Here is a 24,859-nt window from a genome sequence, read left to right on the forward strand (position 1 = left end):
GCAATGACAATAGGTGCGTACAAAAACAAAAAAATCTGTGACAATCTATTCAAATCCGTGTCATCCGCGTGCCATAAAAACGCAATAAAAAAGGTTTCAAGTTTCACACAAAGCAAAACTTGAAACCTTTAAATCTGAAAACTGAGACTGAAAACTTATTCCCCTCCATTCACCGGATCAACTCTCACATAAGTACCATCATCATATTTTATCTGATAAGGAGAATTGAATAAAGTACTTGGCAAATAATAATCGGTTGTAATAACTTGAGCGCCTGATTTTTTGGCAGCTTCAAAATGCCTATAATCGTTGGCTCTGGCTTCTTTAGTGTCAGAGTCGGCTCTGGTTCTTATCAGGTATCCTTTTTTTACCAGATTGGCAATTTCAGGATCTTCGGAGTTGTTTCTGAATAATGTTGCGGCTTCCGGCTTGCCAGGTTCTGCGTTGATAAAAACGGCACGTCCTTTTAGGGATGGATGATTCAGGGCATACAAATCTCTTTTGGCTCCGTTATTATCCAAAATAAATAAAAACTTGCCTTTTGCCTTTTTCAGCGTTGGCCAATTGTTGTGTAGAACGGCTTCTTCGAGTGTTTTATATTTTCCTCGCACCATGTCCGGCGTGATCAATTTGTTTCCTAAACCTTTGCGAAGTTCAGCGTCTAATGCGTCGAATAATTCGGGAGTGAATTTCTCCGCTTTTGTACCTAAGAAGCTATCATCATCTTTTGGTTCCAAGGTGATAAAAACCGGAACGTGATCCGGATTGGCATCCGACCATTTTTTTAATTCGGCAAGGCAATTTTGAAGTGTGTAGCAGGATGTTCGGAAATCAATATCGATCATATGGAAAACTTTAAACCCTGGTTTTTGCATTTCTCCTTTTGGGTCATAAGCTTGTTGAGATTTTACGATGTCTAAACCTTTTGGGTGTGCATATTTTCCGCCTTTAGGATCACCCTGAACATCAATTTCCAGATTTCGCAAACCTTTATTCAATTGTTCTGTAAGCGGAATATGCGTGTATTGTAATCCTTTTAAAGAGCGCGAAGTATCTTTTGCCTGAAGCACATTGTATAAATCCGGTTCGATATTCTGGCGGTAGCTGTTATGTGACCCGATAACCTGAATTTGATTGATTTTTAGATTGTCATTTTGTATCTGACTATGGCATTGTATGGTGCCTGCAATAAATAATGTAAACAGAATTTGTTTCATGATTTGAAATTGTAATTTGTATTAATAGATAGGGGATGAGGTAACTGAGTATTACCTTTTTTTGAGTGTACTAAATTAAAATTGGTATTTGAATTTTATGTTAGATAAAGAAAAAGAAATCGCAATGCGAGTATCATCTTTAGTCGAAAAAAGTAGTATTAATAAAACAAACAGATTCATTCCTTAATTTAAAGATAACCTTCAGGAAAAAAACATTGGTATAACATTTTATTATTTTACATCACCAAACCGTCCCCATATTGTTATGAAAAACCCTGAAATTTTTGAAAAAACGTATACCGATTACTGGAAAAAGCTCAATGCGTTTTCGTATACGATGACTCAGGATAAAGACTTGGCACAGAACATCGTTCAGGATGTTTTTATTGATTTGTGGGAACGAAAAGAAGAGCTTACTATAAATGCCATTGAACCTTATTTGTTCCGGGCGGTAAAAAATCAGGTTTTCAAGCATTACCAAAATAACCGGTTTGATAAGACGATTCTCGAAGATAAATTCGAAGATTATATTATTGATAATTTCAGCTCGATCGATCCTGAAGTAATGGACTTACTTTATTCCTTAATAGATAAACTTCCCGAGAAACGAAAAGAGGTTTTATTGATGTACAAATTTCAGGATATGTCAATTGATCAAATTGCAGATGAACTTGGAATCTCTAAACAAACCGTTAAAAATCAAATTTCATCGGCTTTAAAACAATTGCGCGAAGGCTTGAAAGACCTTGCCTGGCTTGCTCCATTTATTATTTTGAACCAAAATTTTTAAGATAACTTTCTGTTAATGGTTTCATAATATTTCTCGATAGTACGATTTTACAATTCTGGTACTTACTTGTAATAATAAGTAGTATGATAAAAAGAATCAAGCATAGTTTAGAACATCTTATCGATAAAAGTTCCCGAAATAAAACCTCTAAGGCCGAAGAAAATTTATTGAATGATTTTGCCTTAAATGAATATCAAAACTCCAATTGGGATGAAACCGCAATGGGAAATTCTGAAGAAGTTTCTCAGGATATATACGACAATATACAGTTAAGAATAGGAAAGAAGAAAACTTTCAATCCTTATTTAAAATATATGGCAGCTGCCAGCATTCTTTTTCTTGCAGGTTTAGGATTTTTCTATAAACCAAACATTACGCCCGAAAAGCAAGTATCATTTAAGACGTCAGATACCCCCAAATCTATCCAATTAAGTGACGGCACGAAAATTTATCTGGCAGCAAATTCATTATTTCAGTATCCTGAAAAATTTATGGGCGACGAGAGAAAGGTTTCTTTATTAAAAGGAAATGCTTTTTTTGAAGTTGCCAAAGACAAAACGCATCCTTTTATCATTACGTCAGGCGCAATTAAAACAAGAGTTGTGGGAACTTCATTTCACATTCAGTTATCAAAATTAAAATGCGAAGTAATTGTCGTAACCGGAAAAGTAAATGTTTCGACAAAAGGGCAAAGCGTAGATTTGGTTCCTAATGACGAAGCGTTGTTTACAGCACAAAAATTAACCAAACAACTGGCAGATAAATCATTTCTGGTCAATTGGTACACTACAGATGTTACACTGGATCAAACTACTTTAAAACAAGTAATTACCATTTTACAATATAAATATGGGGTTTCATTTCAATACAATGACGAGCGTGTATTGGCAACTCCGCTAACGGTATTCATTAAAAAGGATGCTTCGTTAGAAAGTGTTTTGCAACAAATAAATTATATCACAAACCTAAAATTTAAAGTTTATGGCGAAATAGTAAAAGTCAATTAAAAACAAAAAAGCAGTTGCTGAGAACAACTGCGATTAATAATTAAGTATCGTAAAAAAACCAATAACTTAAATCATGTATTTTAAACTTACCTATTTAAATCTAAAGAGAATTGTCTTTTTAGTGCTAGCGTTACTGGCCATTGAGAATGGTTATAGTAAAACTAATTTTTCCGGAGAATCAAAAGTAAAAAATAAAATAGAAAAAGCGACTCTTGTCTCTATTTTTTCAAAATTAACAGCGCAAACAGATTATAAGTTTAGCTACGGTCAGGCTATTATTGCAGATAATACGGTTTATACCGTAAATTATACAAACGAATCTATTGCACTTATATTAAGTGATTTATCAAAAAGAGCAAGTTTTAATTACAGCATCAATGGCAAATTAGTTTTAATTCAGAAAACAATTGAGCCTAAAACAGTTAATAGTAAAGTAGCTGATAAAGTAAAAGTAAAAGGAAAAATTCTGGACGAAAACAAATTACCAATTCCGGGTGCAACAATTATGGAAACGAGTTCGTCAAACTCGGCGGTTTCAAATTTCGATGGAGAATTTGAAATTACTGTTGGCGAAGGCAAAACAATACAGGTTTCGTACATGGGTTATAAAACCAAAACGGTAGCGGTACAAAGTGGTTTTATGACGATTGAATTAGAGCCAAATACGGCAGAGCTAAACGAAGTTTTGGTAGTGGGTTATGGTAAACAATCTAAAAAAGATGTTACAGGATCTGTTACACAACTCGAAGCAGCAAATTTTAAACAGGGTATTACGATTTCGCCTGACAATTTATTGCAGGGAAAAGTTGCCGGTGTTCGTGTTGTAAGTACAAGTGGTGAGCCGGGAGCTGGAGTAAATGTTACCATTCGTGGTGTTGGATCTATCAGGAGCGGTAGTACACCTTTGTTTGTAGTTGATGGTATCCCGTTGGCAAACGATGATGTAAGCCCTTCAGGAAGCAATGTTGGTTTTGGATCTTCATCTGCAAAAAATCCATTAAACTTTTTGAACAGTAGTGATATCGAATCGATTACAGTTCTTAAAGATGCCTCTGCAGCAGCGATTTATGGAGCGAGAGGATCTAACGGGGTTGTTTTGGTTACGACCAAAAAAGGATCTAAAGGCGAAGGAACTTTAACTTTTGATACGTATACAGGACTTTCGACGGTTGCCAATAAACTGGATGTTTTAAGTGCATCTCAATACAGAGGCGCTATCAAGGAACCGGCTTTTGATCATGGGGGAAACACAGATTGGCAGGATGTAATTTACAGAACGGCAGTTACAAAAAATAATTCATTGGCATTTTCTAAACAAACTGAATCCGGAAATTACTATGCCTCTATAGCGCAAATGGACCAGGAGGGTATCATTCGCAATAGTAATTTTAAACGTATGTCGGGTAGAATTAATGCTGCAGAATCGTTTCTGGATAAAAAACGTTTAAAGGTAAAAGTGAATCTTACTGCTAGTGAGACCAAAGATGATGGGGTTCCTACCAGTGATGACGGAGGTTCTAACGGTCAGTTGATTGTACATACTTTGATGGCAAACCCAACAAGATCCGTTTATGATGCAAACGGAAATTACACCAACTTTAACATGAATGCGCACTATAATCCTGCTTATTTATTGAGTATCTATGAGGATCAAACACGTACGTTAAGAGTTTTAGGAAATCTTGAAGCTTCATTACGAATTTTTGACGGATTAGAATATAAACTAAACATTGGTATTGATCGTTCTACTGCCGAAAGAAACACGACAATTTATCCTAACGTTACCGATTTAAATCCAAAAGGAAAATACGTTCAAAACAACTTAGATTCTAAAAACTCTTTGGTAGAGCATTATTTGACTTATAATTTATTGCTGGATAAACATAAACTAGAGGTCTTAGGAGGTTTCTCGTATCAAAAATTTGAAAGATCAGGAACAAGTTTCAGTATTGACGGGATCGCTGCACAGGGAGTTGGTATCAAACCATCGATTAATCCTGGTTTTGCAGGAACACAATCCGGAACTACCGGATATGCTCAGGAAAACGAATTGCAATCTTATTTTGGAAGGGTAAACTATACTTTCAATAACAAATATCTCCTTACAGCTTCGATGAGAGCAGATGGTTCTACTCGTTTTGGAGACAATAACAAATACGGTTATTTTCCCTCATTTGCTTTAGGATGGAATATTTCTAAAGAAAGTTTCTTAGAAAATGTAACGGCTATCAACAACTTAAAATTAAGAACGAGTTGGGGACAAACAGGAAATCAGGAAGTACAAAACAAACTGACTAAGGCAAGTTATTCATTATCCGGCCCTGATGGATATTATTTATACGATGATTTGAATCTGGTAAACGGTGTTTCTGTAACCAGAACAGCAAATCCTGATTTAAAATGGGAAGTTGTTACACAATATAATTTAGGTTTAGATTTTAGTTTATGGAATGATAAATTGTATGGAACTGTTGATTATTTTAACAAAACAACTACAGATGCAATCTTAAATGTTCCTTCAAGTCCGTTAAAACCAACCACTACTGTCTGGACAAATATTGACGGAAAAATCGTTAACAAAGGTTTTGAGTTTATGTTAGGGTCAAAAATAGTAGACACTAAAAACTTTAGCTGGAACATCGATATGAACGGTGCGACATTAAAAAATAAAATCGAAGACTTGCCAGTTTCAGAAATCCTGACAGGTACAATTTCAGGACCTGGACAGTCTGGTGTAAATGCAAACATCTACAAAAGTGGTTATGCAGCAGGTTCGTTTTATTTGTTGGAACATATTGGTTTTGACAGTAAAGGCGGAAATATTTTTAAGGATCAAAACGGAGACGGTAAAATTGATAACAGCGACAGAATTATTATCGAAGGTGCGTTACCTACTTTTTACTATGGTTTTAATAGTGATATGAGATACAAAAACTTTACGTTTTCATTCTCTATCATTGGTCAGACCGGAGGTTATTTGTTGAATAATACAGGATTGAATGCCTTAAATATAAACAACTTGGCATCTGACCGAAATGTAGCTACAGGATATTATGAGTCTGGGGCAAATGCTACAAATGCACCAATTTTATCTACATTATTCTTAGAGAAATCTGATTTTATTAGATTAAATACAGCTCGTATTGGTTACAATTTTGATCTAAAAGGAGTGAATTGGTTAAACGGGTTGACGCTTTATATTACAGGTCAGAACTTAATTACAATTACAAATTATACAGGTTACGATCCATTAATCAACAGCCCGAAATCTAACGGCGGAAACCAATCTATTGGTATAGATTACGCCAGTTACCCAACTTCGAGAACGTTCAGTTTTGGAGCAACTTTAAAATTATAAATCATGAAGACAAAGACATTTTTCAGCCTAAAAATTATAACAATATTCTCTTTTATTTTTCTCTTAAACAGCTGTACAGATCTTAATGAAGTTGTACTGGACGAAAAATTAGGAACAGATGCTACAGATCCTGCGGGTGCACTTGCGGCAGCTTATGACAGACTTGGAGACGGAACTTTTGTTGATCACGGAGCAGTTTTTGCCATGCAGGAATACACTACAGACGAAGCTATTTTACCAACCCGCGGAAGTGACTGGGGAGATGGTGGAAAATGGAGGGACATGCATGAATTTACCTGGAGTTCCAGCAATGCTATTATAGTAGGTAACTGGGATTTACTGACCAACGGTATTACACGTTCTCTAACTTCTATTAAGTCTGCTCAGGAAAGTACTTTTCCGGAAAAAGCATTATTTCTGGCAGAATCAAAAGCACTTTTAGACTATTATACCTATACGACATTAGATCTTTACGGACAAGCTCCATCAAGAGATCCATTGAATGTAGATGCACCTTTGCAGATTTTAAAAGCGGAAACTGAGATTGATAAATTAATCACGGATGTCGAAGCTCTGCTACCAAATTTAGCCGACATTGGTACACAAAGAACACACCACGGAAGATTTACCAAACAAGCTGCTTATGCTTTTTTAAGTACCATGTATTTAAACCGTGCAGTATTCAAAGACCGCTACAATGCTACCTCTGCTTTTAATTTTAATGAGCCGGCAGTTGCAGGAAGCACAGGAACAGATATGGACCGTGTTATTTATTATACATCATTACTAATCGATTCAGGAAAATTTAGTTTGGAAAGTGATTTTTTCAAAAACTTTGCAAGAGATAACGATAATGGTAAAGAACTTATTTTTGCAATTTCTCAAAAGATAGATTACATCCGTAATGGTTCTAATAGTTTTGCTTATGTATGTATGGAGCGTAACCAGAGAACATCTGCGGCAAACAGAGGGACAAATGCTGCTTGTACAACTCCGGAATTCTATGCCTCATGGGCTGGTAATCATGACGATCCAAGATTTGAGCAACATTACCAATATGCAGATGGTACCTGGTTTATGAACGATGGTACAGATGTAAGTGTTCCTGCAACAGACATCGTACCTAAAAGTAGTCCGGCATTGCCTTGGTTTCACTTTAATAGAGGAATCCAGGCCGGGCTTCAATATGGTCCAATATTATTAGCATCAGGATCTCTTGAAATGGTAGGGAACCGCATAAAAGTGTCTCCACTGGTTATGGAAAAAAGTACGACTACCAGAATGAATTTTACGCCATCACTGACATTTGCAGATCCTACCAAATCTGTTTTTGCTCAAAACGAAATCAATCAGGGAGCTCGTGTTTTTAAATATGAATTTGATCCCGAAGGAGGAAACGGTAACAGTAATGTAGATATTCCGTTATTCCGTTTAGGAGGAATCTATGCCATGAGGGCCGAAGCTTATTTTAGAAAAGGAAGCACAGGTCTGGCCCTGATCGATCTTAATAAATTACGCACCAGCAGAAAACGAGAATCGTTGTTTGCAAGTGCTACCGGAAAAGTTCTTACAGCATTAGACTCAGAGCAATTGTACAAAGAATTAGGTTTTGAGTTGTACTGGGAATTACAAAGAAGACCACAAAGTATACGTTTTGGAAAATTTGATTTAGCCGGAACTGCAAAAGCTGCTTCTCAACCTTTTAGAAGAGCATTTCCAATTCCACAAACCGTAATTGACCAAAAGGTATTTCAACAAAATCAAGGATATAATTAAGTTTTTGTGTTAGTTTATTTTTTTTACAAAAAGCCTGTTTCGAAAGAAACGGGCTTTTGTTATTTTTAGATAATTTTTGCACAAAACTTCAATCATTGTCTGCAAAGCAATACATTTCTATGTCCGGAAAGAAACCTTTGTGCCTTTGTACTTCTGTAACTTTGTACCTAAAAAAAACTTAATTTTTTTAACAGCAACCAGTTACGAAGTTAATAAATCTATAAAGTGATTCTATATTTATGTAAGATATTTATTATTTAAGTAAATTTACTACTATAATTTTATAAATAAATTCTTATGAAAGCAGTACGATTTTTTGGGAACAAAGAGGTTAGAGTTGTAAATGATTTAGAAAAACCATCTCCAAAAGGAGATGAAGTATTATTAAAAATTGGAGGTGCCGGCGTATGTCATTCTGATTTGCATGTAATAGACGAAGGATTAGTATCCGGAGTGACTTTTACGCTTGGACACGAAAATGCAGGATGGGTAGAAGAAGTAGGAGAAGATGTAAAAGGGTATAAAAAAGGGGATGCTGTTTTAGTCTACGGACCCTGGGGATGCGGACATTGCAAGCCTTGCCAGAATTCTAATGAAAACTATTGCGATCATCACTCTGAGCTGGCTTTTGGCGGCGGATTAGGACTTAATGGTGGTATGGCAGATTATATGTTAGTACCTTCATCACGTTTATTGGTGCCCATTCATGATCTCGATCCTGTTATTGCAGCACCATTGACAGATGCAGCTTTAACCCCATATTCTGCGATTAAGCGTTCCCTGCACAAATTAATGCCGGACGAATATGTTGTTGTCATAGGTGTTGGAGGATTAGGGCATGTGGCTCTTCAGATTTTATCAGAAATATGCGGATCAACTATCATTGCCTGCGATATCACGGTCGAAAGACTTGAATTTGCGAAGCAGCTTGGTGCAAAATATACCGTAAACTCGACAGATAAAGATGCAGCAGAGCAAATAAAAAAAATTACCGGAATTAAGAAAGCCAAAGTAGTGCTGGATTTTGTTGGTGCTTCGTCTACAATTGCTTTAGGCAGTAAGATAATTGGTTTAGATGGTGATTTAACTATTGTAGGTTTGGGAGGCGGAAAGTATGACTACAAGGTAGGAGAATTACCGGTTGGTGTAAGCATAACAAACCCGTATTGGGGTTCAAGAACTGAATTGATGGAGGTAATTGGGCTCGCACTGCAGAAAAAAATCCATATAGAAATAGAAAAGTACAGTCTGGATCAGGCGCTGGAAGTATATGATAAATTAAGACAAGGAAAAATAAAAGGAAGAGCGGTACTAGTTCCGTAATCCATAACCAGAAGAATAAAAAAAGCCTGCAAAATTTATTTTGCAGGCTTTTTTTGTATAAGATGAATTAAAAAAAATAGCCAGGAATTCATGAATTTTTTCTAGCTGATGATGGAGCATAATTCGTGAATTCGTGGCTAACCAATATTCCTTTTATCTGTTCAGTATAAAACTGAAACAAAAAGACCTGAAACAATTATTTAGTGATTGTATTCTATACCGCTACTATCGTTAATTTCTCTTTTTGCTTTAGATGTTTTTGAGATTTGTTTGTAACATGCCGAAGCCAATAACGGTACAGCAAGGCTGCCTACTATTGCACCTGCTTTATTTTGTCCCACTTTTTTTAAGACAGCGCCAACCAAAAGTGAACTTATTCCCGCACAAACTAAGTGTTTTACAGAAAGATTTGGTATTTTATTCCCTGTTGTATCAGGAGTGATTCCGTGCAATAATGGGTCTATGAAATTTAAATTTTCCATGATTTGTTTAATTTATTTAGTTATACTTTATTAGGATGATAGCTTATCACTATCGGTTTCATTCTCTATTTTTTCGATTTCTACTTTTTCTTTTTTTATAGCCTGTCGTAACAAAGCAAAAAGACTCATATAGACATTTGCTATAAAAACAAGCGAAAATCCTGCCAAAATATAGCCGCGCCAATCATTTAGCAAAAGTTTATAATTACAAAGCACTAAAAAAGCAATTGTGACATAATGGCTAAAACAATATTCGCACGTAAAGAGATAAAATGCCTTTCTGACCAAAAGAGTCCGATCATTTTTTGAATGACGCACGCACCATTCACGAGGTTCTTTAAATATTTCTTCATGCGTTACAGTCCAGCTTATGCACGCTATTGGTATAGCAAGAACAAATAACCAGATAAGTTGAATGGTGATATCCATGATACAATGCATTTTCTAAATGTGTTTTAATTTGTTTAAAACACATATTTTAAAATTACTGCAATTCAAGCCATTAAGATTATATAGTTTTGATTTTTTATTACAAAATTTCGTTTCAGACATCAATTTACAAAAAAAACCGTTAAGTTTAAATCCTTAACGGTTATCTCCTTATAATTTGGCATAATCTTTAGAATCTTTCGGGATTTATACTCGGAAAAGGATCGTGTGATACTTCATCCAGGTCTTCTTCTAAATCCTTTTCTACCTGTTCAGCATCTTCATCTTCATGATCCGGCTCGTTATGATTAAAGTCATTCGTTTGATGATTGACATCATCGATAAATTCTTCCTGATTTTGATTGTTCCTGTTTTCCATAGTGTTATACTTTAGAATTAATTATTTCCCTATAACTTCTTTGATGCCGCAGGCTTCTTAGTGTCTTTTTCAGTAGGTTTAGTTTCTCTTTTTGGAGATGTTTCCTTTTTATCTGTTTTTTTGTCCATCGATTTTGGTCCTGAAGTCGAAGTACTGCTGTTTTTTTGATCTGTAGTTTTCATAATATAGTTTTTTATGTTTGTTATCATACAAATCTACTCCCTAATGCCTTGTAACCTCTTATAGAAAAGTAACTTCTAATTGTATAATTAACAGCAATTTATTTTGTAAGTTTTACCCTCAATGATATAACTTTTAATAAAAGCCATCAATCTATTTTTTATTTTATTTAATCATTTATAGTGTCTGATTATCAAATGTTTAAATGATGTAATTTTTGAATTGAATCCTGTAAGCCTTTATTTTTATTGTAAGCTACATTTGTCAGGCTTGTTACAGCTTTCAAATTCTCAAAACGATTTAATGGGAACTACAAACAGAATTTGAAAGCTGTTTTTTAAACTATTTTAAAAACCCAAACAACTATCAAAAAAAATGAAAAATTCAAAAAAACCAAGTCAGGATCATGCAGATGAAAAGCAAAGAGATTTAGAACTGAAGAAATCAAATGCCAACAATCAGTTCCTGACCACAAATCAGGGATTGAAAATTAATGACAACAACAATTCTTTAAAAGCAGGAGAAAGAGGACCTTCGCTATTAGAAGATTTTATTTTAAGAGAAAAAATTACCCATTTTGACCACGAACGCATTCCGGAAAGAATCGTTCACGCAAGGGGTTCAGCAGCTCATGGTTACTTTGAATTGTATGATTCTCTGGAAAAATATACCAAGGCAGGTTTCCTGAACGATAAAAGCATTAAAACGCCTGTTTTTGTACGTTTCTCTACCGTTGCAGGTTCCAGAGGTTCTACAGATTTAGCACGAGATGTGCGTGGATTCTCGGTTAAATTTTACACACAAGAAGGTAATTATGATCTGGTAGGAAACAATATGCCGGTATTTTTTATTCAGGATGCCATGAAATTTCCGGACTTAATACATGCCGTAAAACCCGAACCACATCACGAAATGCCTCAGGCAGCCTCTGCACACGATACTTTTTGGGATTTTATATCGCTAATGCCAGAATCAATGCACATGATTATGTGGGTAATGAGCGACAGAGCCATCCCAAGAAGTTTAAGAATGATGGAAGGTTTTGGTGTTCATACCTTTAGATTTATCAATAAAAATAACGAATCTCATTTTGTAAAATTTCATTGGAAACCCAAATTAGGAACTCATGCTGTGGCTTGGGACGAAGCACAAAAAATTTCCGGTAAAAATTCTGATTTTCACAGACAGGATTTATGGGAAGCTATCGAGGGCGGAAATTTCCCGGAATGGGAACTGGGTGTACAGATTATAGCGGAAGCCGATGAACATAAATTTGAATTTGATCTTTTGGATCCAACCAAATTAATTCCCGAAGAATTAGTTCCCGTACAGATTATTGGTAAAATGGTCCTGAACAAAAATCCGGATAATTTCTTTGCAGAAACAGAGCAGGTTGCGTTTCATCCCGGACATGTTGTTCCCGGAATTGATTTCTCTAATGATCCCTTATTGCAAGGTCGATTATTCTCGTATACAGATACACAATTGTCAAGATTAGGAAGCCCTAATTTTCATGAAATTCCAATAAATCGTACCGTTGCACCCATGCACAACAATCAGAGAGACGGACACATGCGTCAGGAAATTCCGGTTGGGCGTGTAAGTTATCATCCTAATTCGTTAGGTGGTGGTTGCCCGTTTCAGGCAAAAATTGATGAGGGAGGTTTTAGTAGTTTTAACGAACGGATCGATGCTCAAAAAATCCGTGAAAGAAGCGAAAGTTTCTCGGATCATTTTAGTCAGGCAAAACTTTTCTTTAACAGCCAAACCCCAATAGAACAAAACCATATTGCAGATGCTTTGTCATTTGAATTAGGAAAAGTAGAAACAAAAGCGATTAGAGAACGTATGTTGGGATTATTATCTCAGGTCGATAAAAATCTGGCTGCAAAAGTAGCCAAAGCTTTAGGAATGAATGTGCCAACAACGCTCGAAAAACCCATAAATCATGGCGTAGGAGCAGATGATCAAGGCAAACAAGAACCTAAAGAAGTAAAACAATCGATCAAAAATTCAGACGCATTAAGCATGCTGAAGAACCCAACAATTTCGAATACGATTGCCACCAGACAAGTTGCATTTTTATGTGCCGAAGGCGTGAATGCCGATTCTGTAAAAACGATGAAACTGGCCCTGAAAGATGCCGGAGCAAAAGCCGTGATTATTGCGCCGCATTTGGGTACAATTGTTTCAGAAGAAGGACTGGAAATTCCGGTAGATCAAAGTTATCTTATTGCTGCATCTGTACTATTTGATGCCGTATTTATTCCCGCAGGAAAAGGAATTCCGGTACTTAAAAATAAGAAAGAAGTAGGCGAATTTATAAAAGATGCATACCATCACTGTAAGTTTATTGCTGCCGAAGGTCAGGGTGTTCAGGTATTGCCTCTTAAAGACGATTTGCATAAAGATGCCGGAATTTTAACCAGCGAAAAAATAGGCGACAAGGCACTCGCAACATCTTTTATTAAAGCAATGGGAAGACACCGTTTCTGGGAAAGAGAAGAATTATTAAAAAAAGAATAATCTTTTATTGAAATGTAAATTCTAATAAGCAAAAAATGAAAAAAATTCTATATCATAACGGTTTATCAATTGTGTTTCTGTTACTTTTTATTGGGGCTTTTATTGGTCAGCTATTTTTTGGTGTAGAAGAATATAACAAAGAGCTTATAGAAAACGGTGGTCATGCCGTTACGCTCAGTAATTATCTGACCACCGGACATTTCATCGAAGCCACTTTTGAAAATTGGGAAAGCGAGTTTTTGCAAATGGGCTTATTAGTCTGGCTTACTATTTTTTTAAGACAAAAAGGCTCATCAGAATCCAAAGGTTTTGACGGAGAAGAAGAAGTAGATCGCAACCCTTCTCCCCAACGAAAAGGAGCACCATGGCCTGTCAAAAAAGGTGGTATTTGGTTGTGGGTTTATAAAAACTCTTTAACCCTAAGTTTATTTTTGCTGTTTTTTGCTTCCTTTATACTCCATTTTTATGGCAGCTTAAAAGACGAAAACACCGTTAGTATTTTAAAAGGAAATCCGGAACTTTCTATCACGGATTATTTAGGACAATCCCGTTTTTGGTTTGAATCTTTTCAAAACTGGCAAAGCGAGTTTCTTTCGGTTTTTGCCATAATTGTATTGTCTATTTTTTTACGTCAAAAAGGATCATCACAATCCAAACCCGTAGACGCACCTCACAGTCAAACAGGAGAATAAAGAAAAAATACTGATTCTAAATTTTTAGGTCATTTTAAGGACCTGATAGATTCTATTCGCAATAAAATATTATTTTTGTAAGTAAAGATGTGACCAAAATAAGATTGAAAGTCACATACAATCAAACCATAAAAAGTATGAAAAAGCTATTTTTTATTTTGCTGTTGCTACTACAAATCCCAACTATTGCAGGCAATAGCCAAAGTGAAGACCCTTCATCCAAAAAAATTATTGGAACCTGGTATGCAGATACAAACAGAAATACAAGATGGGTTTTTACTCCGGATGGCAAAGTGTATAATTATGACAAGAATCTTTTTAAAGTAATGTATCGATATACCATTTCACATAGCTGTCAGAATAATTCAGATGATACAATCGAATTTTTGACCTTAATGGACAAAGACGGTGATGAATTTTGTTTTAGAATAAATGGGATAAACGAGAATAAAAATGGCATTTTATCCCTTACTAAAATGGATAATATGGAACGTCTTCAATTTGTTAACAACACAAATATCCCGGCAGGAATGTAATACCTCTAATAAATTATTTTGCATTAAACTTTTATTAACAAAAAGTAAGAGGGCATTAATTTATATTTGTAAGGCAAAATTAATTTTAGCACGCAGCAAATATGAAAATCCACACTTTTAAGATATATACTTTTCTGTTCTTCGCTTTTTCAGTAATGGGATACAGTCAAAATGTAAAGTTATTGAATATCGATCAGCTCAATGAGAGAATCAAAAACGGAAAGGACAGTACGTATGTAGTTAATTTTTGGGCAACATGGTGTGCGCCTTGCATAAAAGAATTGCCTCATTTTGAAAAACTAAATGCCGAATATAAATCAGATAAACTGGTTGTGTTATTAATTAGTGTCGATTTTAAATCAAAACTTACTTCGGCAGTTGTTCCGTTTGTCAAAAGAAAAAACATGAAAAGCCAGGTTTTTTTATTGAACGAAAGCAACCCGCAAGAATATATTGACCGAATCGATAAAACGTGGTCAGGAAGTATTCCTGCTACAATATTCATTAAAGAAGATAAACGAAAATTTATCGAATCGGAACTTACCTACGAACAATTATTAACTGAATATAAAAAACTATAAATTATGCAAAAGTTCATTACCACATTCACGATACTACTCTTTAGTATCTTATTTGCTCAGGCACAAACTGCTACGCTTAAGGCAGGAGAAAACGCTCCGGAATTCAAATTAAAAAATGTCGATGGCAAAGAGGTTTCTTTTGCAAGCTTCCCAAAAGCCAAAGGTTTTATTGTTGTTTTTACCTGTAATACCTGTCCTTATGCAGTAGCTTATGAGCAAAGAATAATTGAGCTCGACAAAAAGTTTAAACCACAAGGTTATCCGGTAATTGCAATAAATCCAAATGATCCTGAAGCTTCAAAAGCTGATGCTTACGACAAAATGCAACAATTGGCAAAAGATAAAAAATACCCTTTTCCGTATTTATTCGATCAGGGACAAGTGGTTACAGATCAATACGGAGCAAAACATACACCGCATCTTTTTATTGTTTCTAAAACTGCAAAAGGTAATGTTGTAGAATATGTAGGAGCAATTGATAATGATCCGGAAGGCACTAAAACAGAGAAAACAAAATATGCCGAAGACGTGATTGCAGCTTTAAAAAGCAATCAAAAACCGGCAATAACAGAAACTAAAGAAATTGGTTGTACTGTAAAAAGAAAAGCAAAAGCATAGTTACAAAATACTTTTAAAGCATAAAAAAAACGCCTCATTGAGGCGTTTTCGTTTTACAAACTTTTTAGCTTTTTCATGAAGATCGGAAACACTTCATTCAATTCTTCAAAAAGTGGATTTTTACGGTTTTTTAGTTTTACCTCACTAAATAATTTCAGTCCAAGTGCAAATTGAGCCGCTTCAGAAGGATCTTTGAAAATGTTTTTTTCCTGAATTTTTTCTATAATACTAAATATTTCATCGTGATTGTCAAATTGTATTCCAAGTTCCTTTGCAGGTTCTGTTGCACCATCTGCATATTTTTTCAGACTTAATGTCAGATAATATTGGTTTGATCTTTTTTCCATGATATTACTTTTTTAATTTTATTTCAACCATTTTTCTACAATGGTCTTGAAGGTTTCTTTATACTGTTCTCCAACAGTTATTTCAGTTTTATTAATGAATATCGAATTTTTGCTTATCGAATTTATTTTTTCAAGCGAAACAATAAAGGAACGATTGATTCGCATAAATTTTGATGCAGGTAATTTTTCTTCCAGTGCTTTAAGCGAGATTAAAGACATTACTGATTTCTGTGTATCTTCGAGATGCACCTTTACATAATCCTTTAAACTTTCTATATACAAAATATCTTTCAGGGAAATTCTAACCCATTGGTATTCTACCTTTAGAAAAATAAATTCATCATCTGCCGTTATCGAATGATATTGATTGGCAGCTTCTTCAGACATTTGAAGAACCTTATTTGCAGCACGCAAAAACTCTTCGTAGCTAAAAGGTTTTAAAAGATAGTCGACCGCATTTACTCTGTAGCCTTCTATTGCATAATGATTATAGGCTGTCGTAAAAATAATTTTGGGTAATGGTCCGGGTTGCTCCTGCAAAAGTCTGGCGAGTTCCATACCCGTTAAGTTGGGCATATTGATGTCCAGAAAAACAATATCCGGTTGCTGTTCCCGAATCAAACTCATTGCCTCAACAGCATTATCGCAACTGCACGCCAATTGCAGGAATGGGGTTTGTTCTATAAAAGTTTCCACTAGTTTTAGGGCCAGTGGTTCATCATCTACTGCTATACATTTTAATACAATCATTGTTCTAAAGTTATTTGCAGATTTACTTTGTATTTCCCATTTTGGTCAATACCGCAGGTCAAAACATGTTTATGCGGATAGATTAAGTGCAATCTGCGTTTTGTATTCGTTAATCCTATGCCGCCCTGATCTGATGGGTTTGTTTTCTCGAAAAAAGTGTTCTCTACCTCAAATTCCAGATTTGCTTCCTTTTGTCTTAGTTTAATATGAATTTCACTTTTATCTGTAGCATGAACACCATGTTTAAAAGCATTTTCGACTAATGGCAATAACAACATGGGAACAATAGGGTAATCTATTATTTTTTCCGGAATATCTGTTGTAATCGTTAGTTTGCTATTGGCACGAAGCTTCATCAAAGCTATAAAATCTTTCATAAATTCTGCTTCTTTCAGTAAAGTAGTTCTTTCGCCCTCCGTACTGTAAAGCAAATAGCGCATCATACGGCTCAAAGTATGAAGTGCATTACGAGAATCTTCGATATTGGTATAGGTAAGCGAATAAATACTATTTAAGGAATTAAAGAAAAAATGCGGATTGATCTGTGCTTTCAGCATTGCCAGTTCTGCCATTGTTTTATCCTGTTCCAGTTTTTGCTTGTGTTGTGCCGCTTTTTGCCAATGATGCAACATCGCCCAACTTGTACTAATTCCTAAAACCAATAAACTTATCGTAAAAACATAATTGTCAAAATAATCATTTCGGTATTTTTTAAAACCTAATATGATGGCCAGTTTATTGTGCAGGTCTGTATTATAATTGTACACATAAGCAATAAGCTGCATGATAAAAATAATGATAAGGGCCCACAATAAAAAAGGACTTATTTTATCCCTGATAATGGTTCTCGGGACTATTATCTGAGCATTAAAGTAAAAAATAACAATCATAAAAAACAACACGATAGATTGCCACAACCAAAAAATTGCCGGCAGAACAATATTCCATGTCAGGGGTATATAAAATAATAAGGTAAATCCCAATAATAACCAGGCAAGAATATGTAATCCTGTGGAAATGTATGGTTTAAAAAAGTTTGGTGACATTATAAGTTTTGATTTTCTGACAATATTACACTATATTTATAAAAGATATAAAACCAATCGCCCAAAATAGAACCAGAATCTTTAAAAACCATTTTAGAGCCGACGAGTCTGTTTTTAAAGCAGCAGATAATACCAAATAATTTTCTATCGGTTCTCATGTTATATCTATCGATTGTTTTTTGCCCTACGTCTATTGAAAATTTTTTGTTTGTAATATTTTAGTTCTTTTGTTTCGATATAAATTGATAATTACACATTTTTCACAATGAATAAGCAATCCTTTTTAAGCGTTATCGCAGCATCTGTTATCATCGCTTCGTGTGGTAATAAAAACGACAAATCGGCTCAGGCCGGAGGTGCACCACAAGTTAAAGAGTATAAAACGCTGACTTTGCAGCCAAAATCAGCAACCTTATATACAGACTTTCCCGCCAGTATTCAGGGACAGCAAAACATAGAAATCCGACCGAGAGTGGAAGGTTATATCGACAAGATTTTTGTCGATGAAGGGGCTGTTGTAAAAGCAGGACAACCTTTGTTTAAAATCAATGCGCCGGAATATGAGCAACAAGTTCGTACCGCAACCGCAAGTATAAAAAGTGCTCAGGCAAGTTTAAGTACAGCAAAACTGGCTGTGAATAAAGTAAAACCTCTGGTCGAAAAAGGAATCATTAGTAAATATGACCTTGAATCTGCACAGTATACTTATGAGTCAGCTTTGGCAACATTGGCACAGGCAAATGCCGCTTTGGTAAATGCTAAAACCAATTTAGGATATACTACAGTAACAAGTCCGGTTAACGGAGTTGTAGGTTCAATCCCGTTTCGTTTAGGAAGTTTGGTGAGTTCTAATACCGCAGACCCGCTAACGACTGTTTCCAGTATTGGCAATGTTTATGCTTATTTTGCTATGAACGAAAAAGCATTACTGACGTTTACCCAAAGTGGTTCAGGAACTTCACTGGCGCAAAAAATTCAACAATTACCTCAGGTTTCTTTAGTACTTTCAGATGGTTCTACTTATGATGAAAAAGGACGTATCGAAACCGTAAACGGATTGATCAATACAGAGACAGGTTCTGTAAACATCAGAGCCCGTTTTTCTAATCCAAAAGGAATTATCAGAAGCGGAAGCAGCACAACAGTAAGAATCCCAAATGAAGTTAAGGATGTCATATTGATTCCTCAAAGTGCCACATTCGAACTTCAGGATAAAATGTTTGCCGTTACAGTAGGAAAAGATAACAAAACTAAAAATGTCAATATTACGAAACTTGAAAACACAGCAGGTAATTATTATGTAGTAACAAGTGGCTTAAAAGCAGGAGATCAAATTGTGTTAGAAGGAGTAGCTGCATTAAAAGACGGAAGTGAGATTAAAGCTCATAATGAAAGTGCGGAAACGGTTTATGCAGACTTAAAATAAGAAAAAAATGTTTAAAATATTCATACAAAGACCTGTACTTTCGACAGTAATATCTGTTATTATTGTCATTCTAGGTGTTTTAGGCCTTATCGAGTTGCCTATTTCCCAATATCCGGATATTGCTCCGCCAACGGTAAATGTTTCGGCAAGTTATACCGGTGCCAATGCCGATGTGGTACTTAAAAGTATTGTAATTCCGCTGGAAGAGCAAATTAATGGTGTAGAGAACATGACCTATATGACCTCTACAGCAACAAATGATGGTAATGCATCTATAAAAATCTTTTTTAAAGTAGGAACAAATCCTGATTTAGCAGCAGTAAACGTTCAGAACAGAGTTTCCAGAGCCACCAGTTTATTACCGGTAGAGGTAACTCAGGCAGGGGTTACAGTAACAAAGAGTCAGAGTAGTAACTTACTGATTTTCTCTTTGTACAGTGATGACAAAGCATACGACCAGACTTTTCTTCAAAATTATGCCAAGATCAACCTGGTTCCACAAATACAACGTGTGGTTGGAGTAGGAGATGTAACTGTTTTTGGTGCAAAAGATTACTCGATGAGAATCTGGCTAAAACCGGACATCATGCAACAATACAAACTGATTCCAAGTGATATTTCGGCTGCATTGGCAGAACAAAATATCGAAGCTGCACCGGGTAAATTTGGTGAGAACGGAAATCAGGCTTTTCAATACGTAATTAAGTACAAAGGACGTTTGACAAGTTCTCAGGAATTTGGTGATATCATCATAAAATCTGTTGGAAACGGACAAATGTTGCGACTAAAAGACGTTGCCAAAGTAGAATTAGGATCTTTAAGTTATTCAGCAACAATTAAAACAAATGGTGTAGAATCTGCTGCGATGGCAATTAGCCAGACTCCGGGATCAAACGCCCGTGATGTAATCAACAATTCTAAAGCACTGATTGAAGAAGCGGCAAAAAACTTCCCAAAAGGAGTAAAATATACGATTCTTGTTGACGTTAACGAAAACCTGGATGCTTCTATAGAAAAAGTAATTCACACGCTGGTCGAAGCCTTTATATTGGTTTTTATTGTAGTATTTATTTTCCTTCAGGATTTCAGGTCAACCTTAATTCCGGCAATTGCAGTTCCGGTTGCGATTATAGGAACGTTTTTCTTCCTGAATTTGTTTGGGTTTACCATCAACTTATTAACCCTTTTTGCAATGGTTCTTGCCATTGGTATTGTGGTCGATGATGCCATTGTCGTCGTCGAGGCGGTGCATGCCAAACTCGATCATGGATATAAATCGTCTAAGAAAGCGACAATTGATGCGATGAACGAAATTTCGGGAGCGATTATTTCGATCACACTTGTTATGGCAGCCGTATTTATTCCGGTTACCTTTATTACAGGATCTACCGGGGTTTTCTACAAACAATTTGGTATTACATTGGCCGTCGCAATTATCCTTTCGGCAATTAATGCCTTGACTTTGAGTCCGGCATTGTGTGCTTTACTTTTAAAACCACACGAAGACGATCACAAACATAAGAGTTTTATTCAGAGATTTTATACCGCATTCAACGTTGCATTCGATAATGTAACCGGCAAATACAAACGTTCTGTAAGTTTTCTTTCTGTCAAAAAATGGATTGTATTGGCGGCGATTCTTATTGCCGGAGCAGCATTATTTTATATGATGAAAACCACACCATCGGCTTTCGTTCCGGCGGAAGATCAGGGAGTTGTTTTTGCTAATATTAGTTTGCCTCCATCATCTTCTATGGAACGTTCTGATGTAATTGCAAAAAAAGTGGACAGTATTGCCCACACGATTCCGGGAGTTAAAAATACACTGCGTATCATTGGACAAAACTTTACAGCAGGAGCAGGAAGTGCTTACAGTATGGTTATTGTAAGACTGGATACATGGGAAAAACGTGATTTAAGCGTTAATGATGTAATTGGTCAGCTTTTTGCCAAAACAAGCGGAATTCGTGAAGCAAATATTTTCTTCATTTCGCCACCTACAATTTCAGGATTTGGACAAAGTGGTGGATTCGAATTTCAATTGCAGGACAAAGGAGGTCATACAACGGCAGAATTTTTTAAAGTAAATACAGAATTTTTAGAAAAATTATCTAAACGTCCGGAAATACAATATGCAACAACACCATTTAATCCGGGTTTCCCTCAGTATATGATGGATATTAATCTGGCAAAGGCTAAGGATGCAGGTGTTCCGGTAAATACAATCCTGTCAACAATGCAGGGTTATTATGGAGGTTTGTATGCTTCGAATTTCAATAAATTTGGAAAACAATATCGTGTAATGATTCAGGCTTCTCCTGAGTTTAGAACCAATACAGAAGGATTAAACAAAATATTTGTTAGAAATACTGCCGGAACAATGGCGCCAATCACGGAGTTTGTAAAAATGACCAGAGTTTTTGGTCCGGAATCTATTTCAAGATTTAACCTTTTCTCTTCTATCGCTATTACAGGAGCTCCAAATCCGGGCTTTAGTTCCGGAGATGCCATTAAAGCAATTCAGGAAGTTGCAGCAGAAGAACTACCAGCAGGTTATGGGTATGAATTCTCAGGATTAACACGTGAAGAGTTAGCATCTGGAAGTGAAACTATTTTCATTTTTATATTATGTCTTGTGTTTGTTTACTTCTTGTTAAGTGCACAATATGAGAGTTATATATTGCCATTTGCAGTATTATTATCCATTCCGTTTGGATTGGCAGGAGCCTATTTATTCTCGATCATATTCAAATTAAACAGTAATATCTACTTGCAGATATCCTTAATTATGTTGATAGGATTGCTGGCCAAGAACGGTATTTTGATTGTCGAATTTGCTTTGGAAAGAAGGCGTAAAGGAATGCCAATCGTCCAAGCTGCTGTCGAAGGATCCGTAGCGCGTTTAAGACCAATTCTAATGACCTCTTTTGCCTTTATTTTAGGACTTGTTCCTTTAATGTTTGCATCAGGAGCAGGAGCTGTAGGAAATAAATCGATTGGTACAGGAGCCGTTGGAGGTATGTTGATAGGTACCATTTTAGGAGTATTTGTTATTCCGGTATTGTTTATCATTTTCCAGGGATTACAGGAAAGAATCAGTGGTCCTGCAAAAGCAAGTTATGATGAAGAGGATGATGAGCAAGTACAAGCGATAGAAGCTCATAAAGAGTAATAATTAAATTAAGACAGAGATGACTCATAGTTCAAATAAATATATTCTACTGGTAATCGCAGCCACACTTTTAAGTGCCTGCGTTACCAAAAAGTACGAACGCCCCACAACTGTTTCTACAGAGAATTTGTATCGCGATCAGGCTTCTGCCGATTCGACTACGATTGCAACCATGCCCTGGCAAACGGTTTTTAAAGATCAGAAATTGAATGCTTTAATTCAAAAAGGATTAGATCAGAACCTGAACTTAAAAAATGCAATCGAAAACATTGTTCAGTCACGTGCGACTTTACGCCAAACCAAATTAGCCTATTATCCAACTTTGGAACTTGATGCTAATGCAACGCGTAATAAGCAATCGAAAGCAGCATTAAATTTTCCGGCAGGAATCAATATCAATACCCTGACAACGACCTATAAATTAGGTTTGAGTACTTCGTGGGAAGCTGATATCTGGGGAAAATTAAGCAGTTCCAAAAGAGCCGCTTTAGCCACTTATCTTTCTACAGATGCGGCAAAACAAGCCGTTCAGACACAATTGATTTCAGACATTGCCAACAATTATTTTTTATTGTTAGCCTATGACAAACAATTGGAGATTACAAAATCGACCCTGGAAAGTCGTATTAAAAATGTCGAAGTTATAAAAGCTCTAAAAGAAGGTGCAATAGTTACCGGTGCATCTGTGGTACAAAGTGAAGCCAACCAGCACGCTGCCGAAGTTTTGATTCCGGATTTGAAAAGAAGCATTAGAGAGACTGAAAATGCCCTTAATATTTTATTAGGACAAGCTTCAGGACCAATAGAAAGAGGAACATTAGGAGATCAGGTAATTCCTGAAAAAATTGCAATAGGTTTACCCGCTCAGCTGTTAGAAAATCGTCCTGATGTTCGTCAGGCAGAGTTTAATTTCAGAACGGCTTTTGAAACAACAAATATGGCTAAAACCTATTTTTATCCTAGTTTGACCCTTACAGCAAGTGGCGGATTCTCGAATTTGCAACTGACGGATTTCTTTACTAATTCGGTTTTTTACTCCTTAATTGGCGGCCTTACACAGCCACTTTTTAATCAGGGACTTAATAAAACGAGACTAACAAATGCGCAATCACGACAAGTTCAGGCTTTAAATAATTTCCAACAAAGTCTTTTGGTGGCAGGTCAGGAAGTTTCGAATGCTTTGTATGCGTATGAAATGGCGGTTGAAAAAGAAGATTCGAGAGAAAAACAAATCGAAGCTCTGGAAAAAGCAGTAGATTTTACCCAACAACTTTTAGAATATAGCTCTGCAACCAATTATACGGATGTACTAACATCAGAACAAAATCTTTTGGCAGCCCAGTTGAGTGGTGTCAATGATAATTTACAGAAATTACAAGCTGTAGTCGATTTGTATCGCGCGCTAGGTGGCGGATGGAGATAAAAAAATGATATAACGGAAACGCCCCAAATTATGGGGCGTTTTTTATTAGAAAAAGAATGTCGATTGAAAAGCAGGATTCGTCGATTGGTAAGGTGTTTCTGTATAATAAATGCGGGAAACTAATATTGTGGCACTACTTTCGCTTTGTTACAAATCAAATACTTAACACTAGAAAAAATGAAAAAATTAGGAATTGCACTAATGCTCTTGATGAGTGTTTTTGCTCAGGGACAAGTTTCAATCAACGTCAATATTGGTACACCTCCAAGTTGGGGACCACAAGGCAATGACGACAGCAGATACTATTATTTACCGGATATTGATGTTTATTATGATGTAAATCAAAGTCAGTTTATTTATGACAATAATGGCAAATGGGTGCACGAAAACAGATTACCTGCACAATACAGACAATATGATCTTTATTCAGGTTACAAAGTAGTTCTAAACAAGAATTATAAAGGAGATGCTCCTTATAATTACCATAAAGAACACAGAACCAATTATCCAAAAGGATATCAGGGACCTCCGCAACAAAACAGAGGCAACAAACAAGACAATAATAACAGACAGAACAATAACAACCAGAACAACAATAATCAGAATAACAACAGACCGAATAACCCACAAAATAATAACCAAAAAAATCAAAACGGAAATTCGAAAAGAGACAATTCAAATAATTCAAAAGGAAATTCTAATAAAGGCCAGAATCAGGGACATGATGATCGCCACTAAGTATAAAACAGAACTAAATTTGGAAAACGCCTCAGGAATGGGGCGTTTTTTTTGTAGGTTATA

Annotated in this window: 22 protein-coding genes; 14 read left to right on the forward strand and 8 right to left on the reverse strand. The window is 35.8% G+C overall.

What is annotated here, in order from left to right:
• Window positions 1–155: 155 nt before the first annotated feature.
• Window positions 156–1,217 (reverse strand): phosphatidylinositol-specific phospholipase C1-like protein, encoded by a 1,062-nt coding sequence (locus B0A64_RS03045; RefSeq protein ID WP_089478071.1) that lies wholly within the window; start codon window positions 1,215–1,217, stop codon window positions 156–158.
• A gap of 265 nt (window positions 1,218–1,482) precedes the next feature.
• On the opposite strand from B0A64_RS03045, the gene B0A64_RS03050 reads away from it, so the two are divergent.
• The 5 genes from B0A64_RS03050 to B0A64_RS03070 all read left to right on the forward strand — a co-directional run bounded on the left by B0A64_RS03050 (window position 1,483) and on the right by B0A64_RS03070 (window position 9,471).
• Window positions 1,483–2,007, forward strand: a complete 525-nt coding sequence (locus tag B0A64_RS03050) for an RNA polymerase sigma-70 factor (protein ID WP_089478072.1) — start codon at window positions 1,483–1,485, stop codon at window positions 2,005–2,007.
• 83 nt (window positions 2,008–2,090) lie between these two features.
• Entirely contained in the window at window positions 2,091–3,014 is a 924-nt protein-coding gene (locus tag B0A64_RS03055) for a FecR family protein (protein ID WP_089478073.1), read from the forward strand.
• Window positions 3,015–3,087: 73 nt separating this feature from the next.
• Window positions 3,088–6,372 (forward strand): SusC/RagA family TonB-linked outer membrane protein, encoded by a 3,285-nt coding sequence (locus B0A64_RS03060; RefSeq protein WP_089478074.1) that lies wholly within the window; start codon window positions 3,088–3,090, stop codon window positions 6,370–6,372.
• 3 nt (window positions 6,373–6,375) lie between these two features.
• Window positions 6,376–8,148 carry a RagB/SusD family nutrient uptake outer membrane protein gene (locus B0A64_RS03065; protein WP_089478075.1) on the forward strand — a complete coding sequence of 591 codons (1,773 nt, stop codon included), beginning with the start codon at window positions 6,376–6,378 and terminating at the stop codon, window positions 8,146–8,148.
• A 297-nt stretch (window positions 8,149–8,445) separates the two neighbouring features.
• Window positions 8,446–9,471 carry an NAD(P)-dependent alcohol dehydrogenase gene (locus B0A64_RS03070; RefSeq protein WP_208863510.1) on the forward strand — a complete coding sequence of 342 codons (1,026 nt, stop codon included), beginning with the start codon at window positions 8,446–8,448 and terminating at the stop codon, window positions 9,469–9,471.
• A 200-nt stretch (window positions 9,472–9,671) separates the two neighbouring features.
• Here B0A64_RS03070 and B0A64_RS03075 read toward each other — a convergent pair whose 3' ends face one another.
• The 4 genes from B0A64_RS03075 to B0A64_RS25070 all read right to left on the reverse strand — a co-directional run bounded on the left by B0A64_RS03075 (window position 9,672) and on the right by B0A64_RS25070 (window position 10,943).
• Window positions 9,672–9,953 (reverse strand): hypothetical protein, encoded by a 282-nt coding sequence (locus B0A64_RS03075; RefSeq protein ID WP_089478077.1) that lies wholly within the window; start codon window positions 9,951–9,953, stop codon window positions 9,672–9,674.
• 30 nt (window positions 9,954–9,983) lie between these two features.
• Window positions 9,984–10,382, reverse strand: a complete 399-nt coding sequence (locus B0A64_RS03080; RefSeq protein WP_089478270.1) for a hypothetical protein — start codon at window positions 10,380–10,382, stop codon at window positions 9,984–9,986.
• 190 nt (window positions 10,383–10,572) lie between these two features.
• Window positions 10,573–10,761 (reverse strand): hypothetical protein, encoded by a 189-nt coding sequence (locus B0A64_RS03085; protein ID WP_089478078.1) that lies wholly within the window; start codon window positions 10,759–10,761, stop codon window positions 10,573–10,575.
• A 29-nt stretch (window positions 10,762–10,790) separates the two neighbouring features.
• Window positions 10,791–10,943, reverse strand: a complete 153-nt coding sequence (locus tag B0A64_RS25070; protein ID WP_165769748.1) for a hypothetical protein — start codon at window positions 10,941–10,943, stop codon at window positions 10,791–10,793.
• 373 nt (window positions 10,944–11,316) lie between these two features.
• Here B0A64_RS25070 and B0A64_RS03090 point away from each other — a divergent pair, with 373 nt between their 5' ends.
• The 5 genes from B0A64_RS03090 (at window position 11,317) to B0A64_RS03110 (ending at window position 15,894) form a co-directional block, all read left to right on the forward strand.
• Window positions 11,317–13,467, forward strand: coding sequence for a catalase (locus B0A64_RS03090; RefSeq protein ID WP_089478079.1), 2,151 nt, complete (start codon window positions 11,317–11,319; stop codon window positions 13,465–13,467).
• 35 nt (window positions 13,468–13,502) lie between these two features.
• The gene (locus tag B0A64_RS03095; RefSeq protein ID WP_089478080.1) at window positions 13,503–14,159 is read left to right on the forward strand and encodes a DUF6766 family protein; all 657 of its coding nucleotides are present in this window, start codon (window positions 13,503–13,505) and stop codon (window positions 14,157–14,159) included.
• A gap of 137 nt (window positions 14,160–14,296) precedes the next feature.
• On the forward strand, window positions 14,297–14,695 hold the full coding sequence (locus B0A64_RS03100; RefSeq protein ID WP_089478081.1) for a hypothetical protein: 399 nt from the start codon (window positions 14,297–14,299) through the stop codon (window positions 14,693–14,695).
• A gap of 101 nt (window positions 14,696–14,796) precedes the next feature.
• A complete protein-coding gene (locus tag B0A64_RS03105) occupies window positions 14,797–15,276 on the forward strand; it encodes a TlpA disulfide reductase family protein (RefSeq protein ID WP_089478082.1) in 480 nt (159 codons plus the stop codon).
• Window positions 15,277–15,279: 3 nt separating this feature from the next.
• On the forward strand, window positions 15,280–15,894 hold the full coding sequence (locus B0A64_RS03110; RefSeq protein WP_089478083.1) for a thioredoxin family protein: 615 nt from the start codon (window positions 15,280–15,282) through the stop codon (window positions 15,892–15,894).
• 53 nt (window positions 15,895–15,947) lie between these two features.
• Here B0A64_RS03110 and B0A64_RS03115 read toward each other — a convergent pair whose 3' ends face one another.
• From B0A64_RS03115 to B0A64_RS03125, 3 genes are read right to left on the reverse strand one after another with little or no spacing between them, the layout of a single operon-like run.
• Window positions 15,948–16,241: a DUF3861 domain-containing protein gene (locus B0A64_RS03115; protein ID WP_089478084.1), complete on the reverse strand. Its 294-nt coding sequence runs from the start codon at window positions 16,239–16,241 to the stop codon at window positions 15,948–15,950.
• Window positions 16,242–16,259: 18 nt separating this feature from the next.
• Window positions 16,260–16,991 carry a LytR/AlgR family response regulator transcription factor gene (locus B0A64_RS03120; RefSeq protein ID WP_089478085.1) on the reverse strand — a complete coding sequence of 244 codons (732 nt, stop codon included), beginning with the start codon at window positions 16,989–16,991 and terminating at the stop codon, window positions 16,260–16,262.
• Window positions 16,988–18,037, reverse strand: coding sequence for a sensor histidine kinase (locus tag B0A64_RS03125; RefSeq protein WP_089478086.1), 1,050 nt, complete (start codon window positions 18,035–18,037; stop codon window positions 16,988–16,990). Before B0A64_RS03125 ends, B0A64_RS03120 begins: the two co-directional genes overlap by 4 nt.
• A 265-nt stretch (window positions 18,038–18,302) precedes the next feature.
• Between B0A64_RS03125 and B0A64_RS03130 the strand changes: the two genes are divergently transcribed.
• The 4 genes from B0A64_RS03130 (at window position 18,303) to B0A64_RS03145 (ending at window position 24,796) form a co-directional block, all read left to right on the forward strand.
• Window positions 18,303–19,463, forward strand: coding sequence for an efflux RND transporter periplasmic adaptor subunit (locus tag B0A64_RS03130; RefSeq protein WP_089478087.1), 1,161 nt, complete (start codon window positions 18,303–18,305; stop codon window positions 19,461–19,463).
• A 7-nt stretch (window positions 19,464–19,470) separates the two neighbouring features.
• Window positions 19,471–22,635 (forward strand): efflux RND transporter permease subunit, encoded by a 3,165-nt coding sequence (locus B0A64_RS03135; RefSeq protein WP_089478088.1) that lies wholly within the window; start codon window positions 19,471–19,473, stop codon window positions 22,633–22,635.
• Between the two features lie 19 nt (window positions 22,636–22,654).
• Complete coding sequence (locus B0A64_RS03140) at window positions 22,655–24,058, forward strand: efflux transporter outer membrane subunit (RefSeq protein ID WP_089478089.1); 1,404 nt, start codon at window positions 22,655–22,657, stop codon at window positions 24,056–24,058.
• A gap of 177 nt (window positions 24,059–24,235) precedes the next feature.
• Window positions 24,236–24,796: a hypothetical protein gene (locus B0A64_RS03145; protein WP_089478090.1), complete on the forward strand. Its 561-nt coding sequence runs from the start codon at window positions 24,236–24,238 to the stop codon at window positions 24,794–24,796.
• Window positions 24,797–24,859 lie beyond the last annotated feature (63 nt).

Source organism: Flavobacterium araucananum (genome assembly GCF_002222055.1).
In the GTDB taxonomy this organism is placed as follows: Bacteria; Bacteroidota; Bacteroidia; order Flavobacteriales; family Flavobacteriaceae; genus Flavobacterium; species Flavobacterium araucananum.

Coding starts and splice junctions, on each gene's coding strand:
- B0A64_RS03110 (WP_089478083.1), top strand. CDS start 15,280: ATGCAAAAGTTCATTACCACATTCACGATACTACTCTTTAGTATCTTA.
- B0A64_RS03055 (WP_089478073.1), top strand. CDS start 2,091: ATGATAAAAAGAATCAAGCATAGTTTAGAACATCTTATCGATAAAAGT.
- B0A64_RS03100 (WP_089478081.1), top strand. CDS start 14,297: ATGAAAAAGCTATTTTTTATTTTGCTGTTGCTACTACAAATCCCAACT.
- B0A64_RS03045 (WP_089478071.1), bottom strand. CDS start 1,217: ATGAAACAAATTCTGTTTACATTATTTATTGCAGGCACCATACAATGC.
- B0A64_RS03135 (WP_089478088.1), top strand. CDS start 19,471: ATGTTTAAAATATTCATACAAAGACCTGTACTTTCGACAGTAATATCT.
- B0A64_RS03095 (WP_089478080.1), top strand. CDS start 13,503: ATGAAAAAAATTCTATATCATAACGGTTTATCAATTGTGTTTCTGTTA.
- B0A64_RS03120 (WP_089478085.1), bottom strand. CDS start 16,991: ATGATTGTATTAAAATGTATAGCAGTAGATGATGAACCACTGGCCCTA.
- B0A64_RS03060 (WP_089478074.1), top strand. CDS start 3,088: ATGTATTTTAAACTTACCTATTTAAATCTAAAGAGAATTGTCTTTTTA.
- B0A64_RS03145 (WP_089478090.1), top strand. CDS start 24,236: ATGAAAAAATTAGGAATTGCACTAATGCTCTTGATGAGTGTTTTTGCT.
- B0A64_RS03140 (WP_089478089.1), top strand. CDS start 22,655: ATGACTCATAGTTCAAATAAATATATTCTACTGGTAATCGCAGCCACA.
- B0A64_RS25070 (WP_165769748.1), bottom strand. CDS start 10,943: ATGAAAACTACAGATCAAAAAAACAGCAGTACTTCGACTTCAGGACCA.
- B0A64_RS03125 (WP_089478086.1), bottom strand. CDS start 18,037: ATGTCACCAAACTTTTTTAAACCATACATTTCCACAGGATTACATATT.
- B0A64_RS03080 (WP_089478270.1), bottom strand. CDS start 10,382: ATGGATATCACCATTCAACTTATCTGGTTATTTGTTCTTGCTATACCA.
- B0A64_RS03085 (WP_089478078.1), bottom strand. CDS start 10,761: ATGGAAAACAGGAACAATCAAAATCAGGAAGAATTTATCGATGATGTC.
- B0A64_RS03090 (WP_089478079.1), top strand. CDS start 11,317: ATGAAAAATTCAAAAAAACCAAGTCAGGATCATGCAGATGAAAAGCAA.
- B0A64_RS03050 (WP_089478072.1), top strand. CDS start 1,483: ATGAAAAACCCTGAAATTTTTGAAAAAACGTATACCGATTACTGGAAA.
- B0A64_RS03075 (WP_089478077.1), bottom strand. CDS start 9,953: ATGGAAAATTTAAATTTCATAGACCCATTATTGCACGGAATCACTCCT.
- B0A64_RS03105 (WP_089478082.1), top strand. CDS start 14,797: ATGAAAATCCACACTTTTAAGATATATACTTTTCTGTTCTTCGCTTTT.
- B0A64_RS03115 (WP_089478084.1), bottom strand. CDS start 16,241: ATGGAAAAAAGATCAAACCAATATTATCTGACATTAAGTCTGAAAAAA.
- B0A64_RS03070 (WP_208863510.1), top strand. CDS start 8,446: ATGAAAGCAGTACGATTTTTTGGGAACAAAGAGGTTAGAGTTGTAAAT.
- B0A64_RS03130 (WP_089478087.1), top strand. CDS start 18,303: ATGAATAAGCAATCCTTTTTAAGCGTTATCGCAGCATCTGTTATCATC.
- B0A64_RS03065 (WP_089478075.1), top strand. CDS start 6,376: ATGAAGACAAAGACATTTTTCAGCCTAAAAATTATAACAATATTCTCT.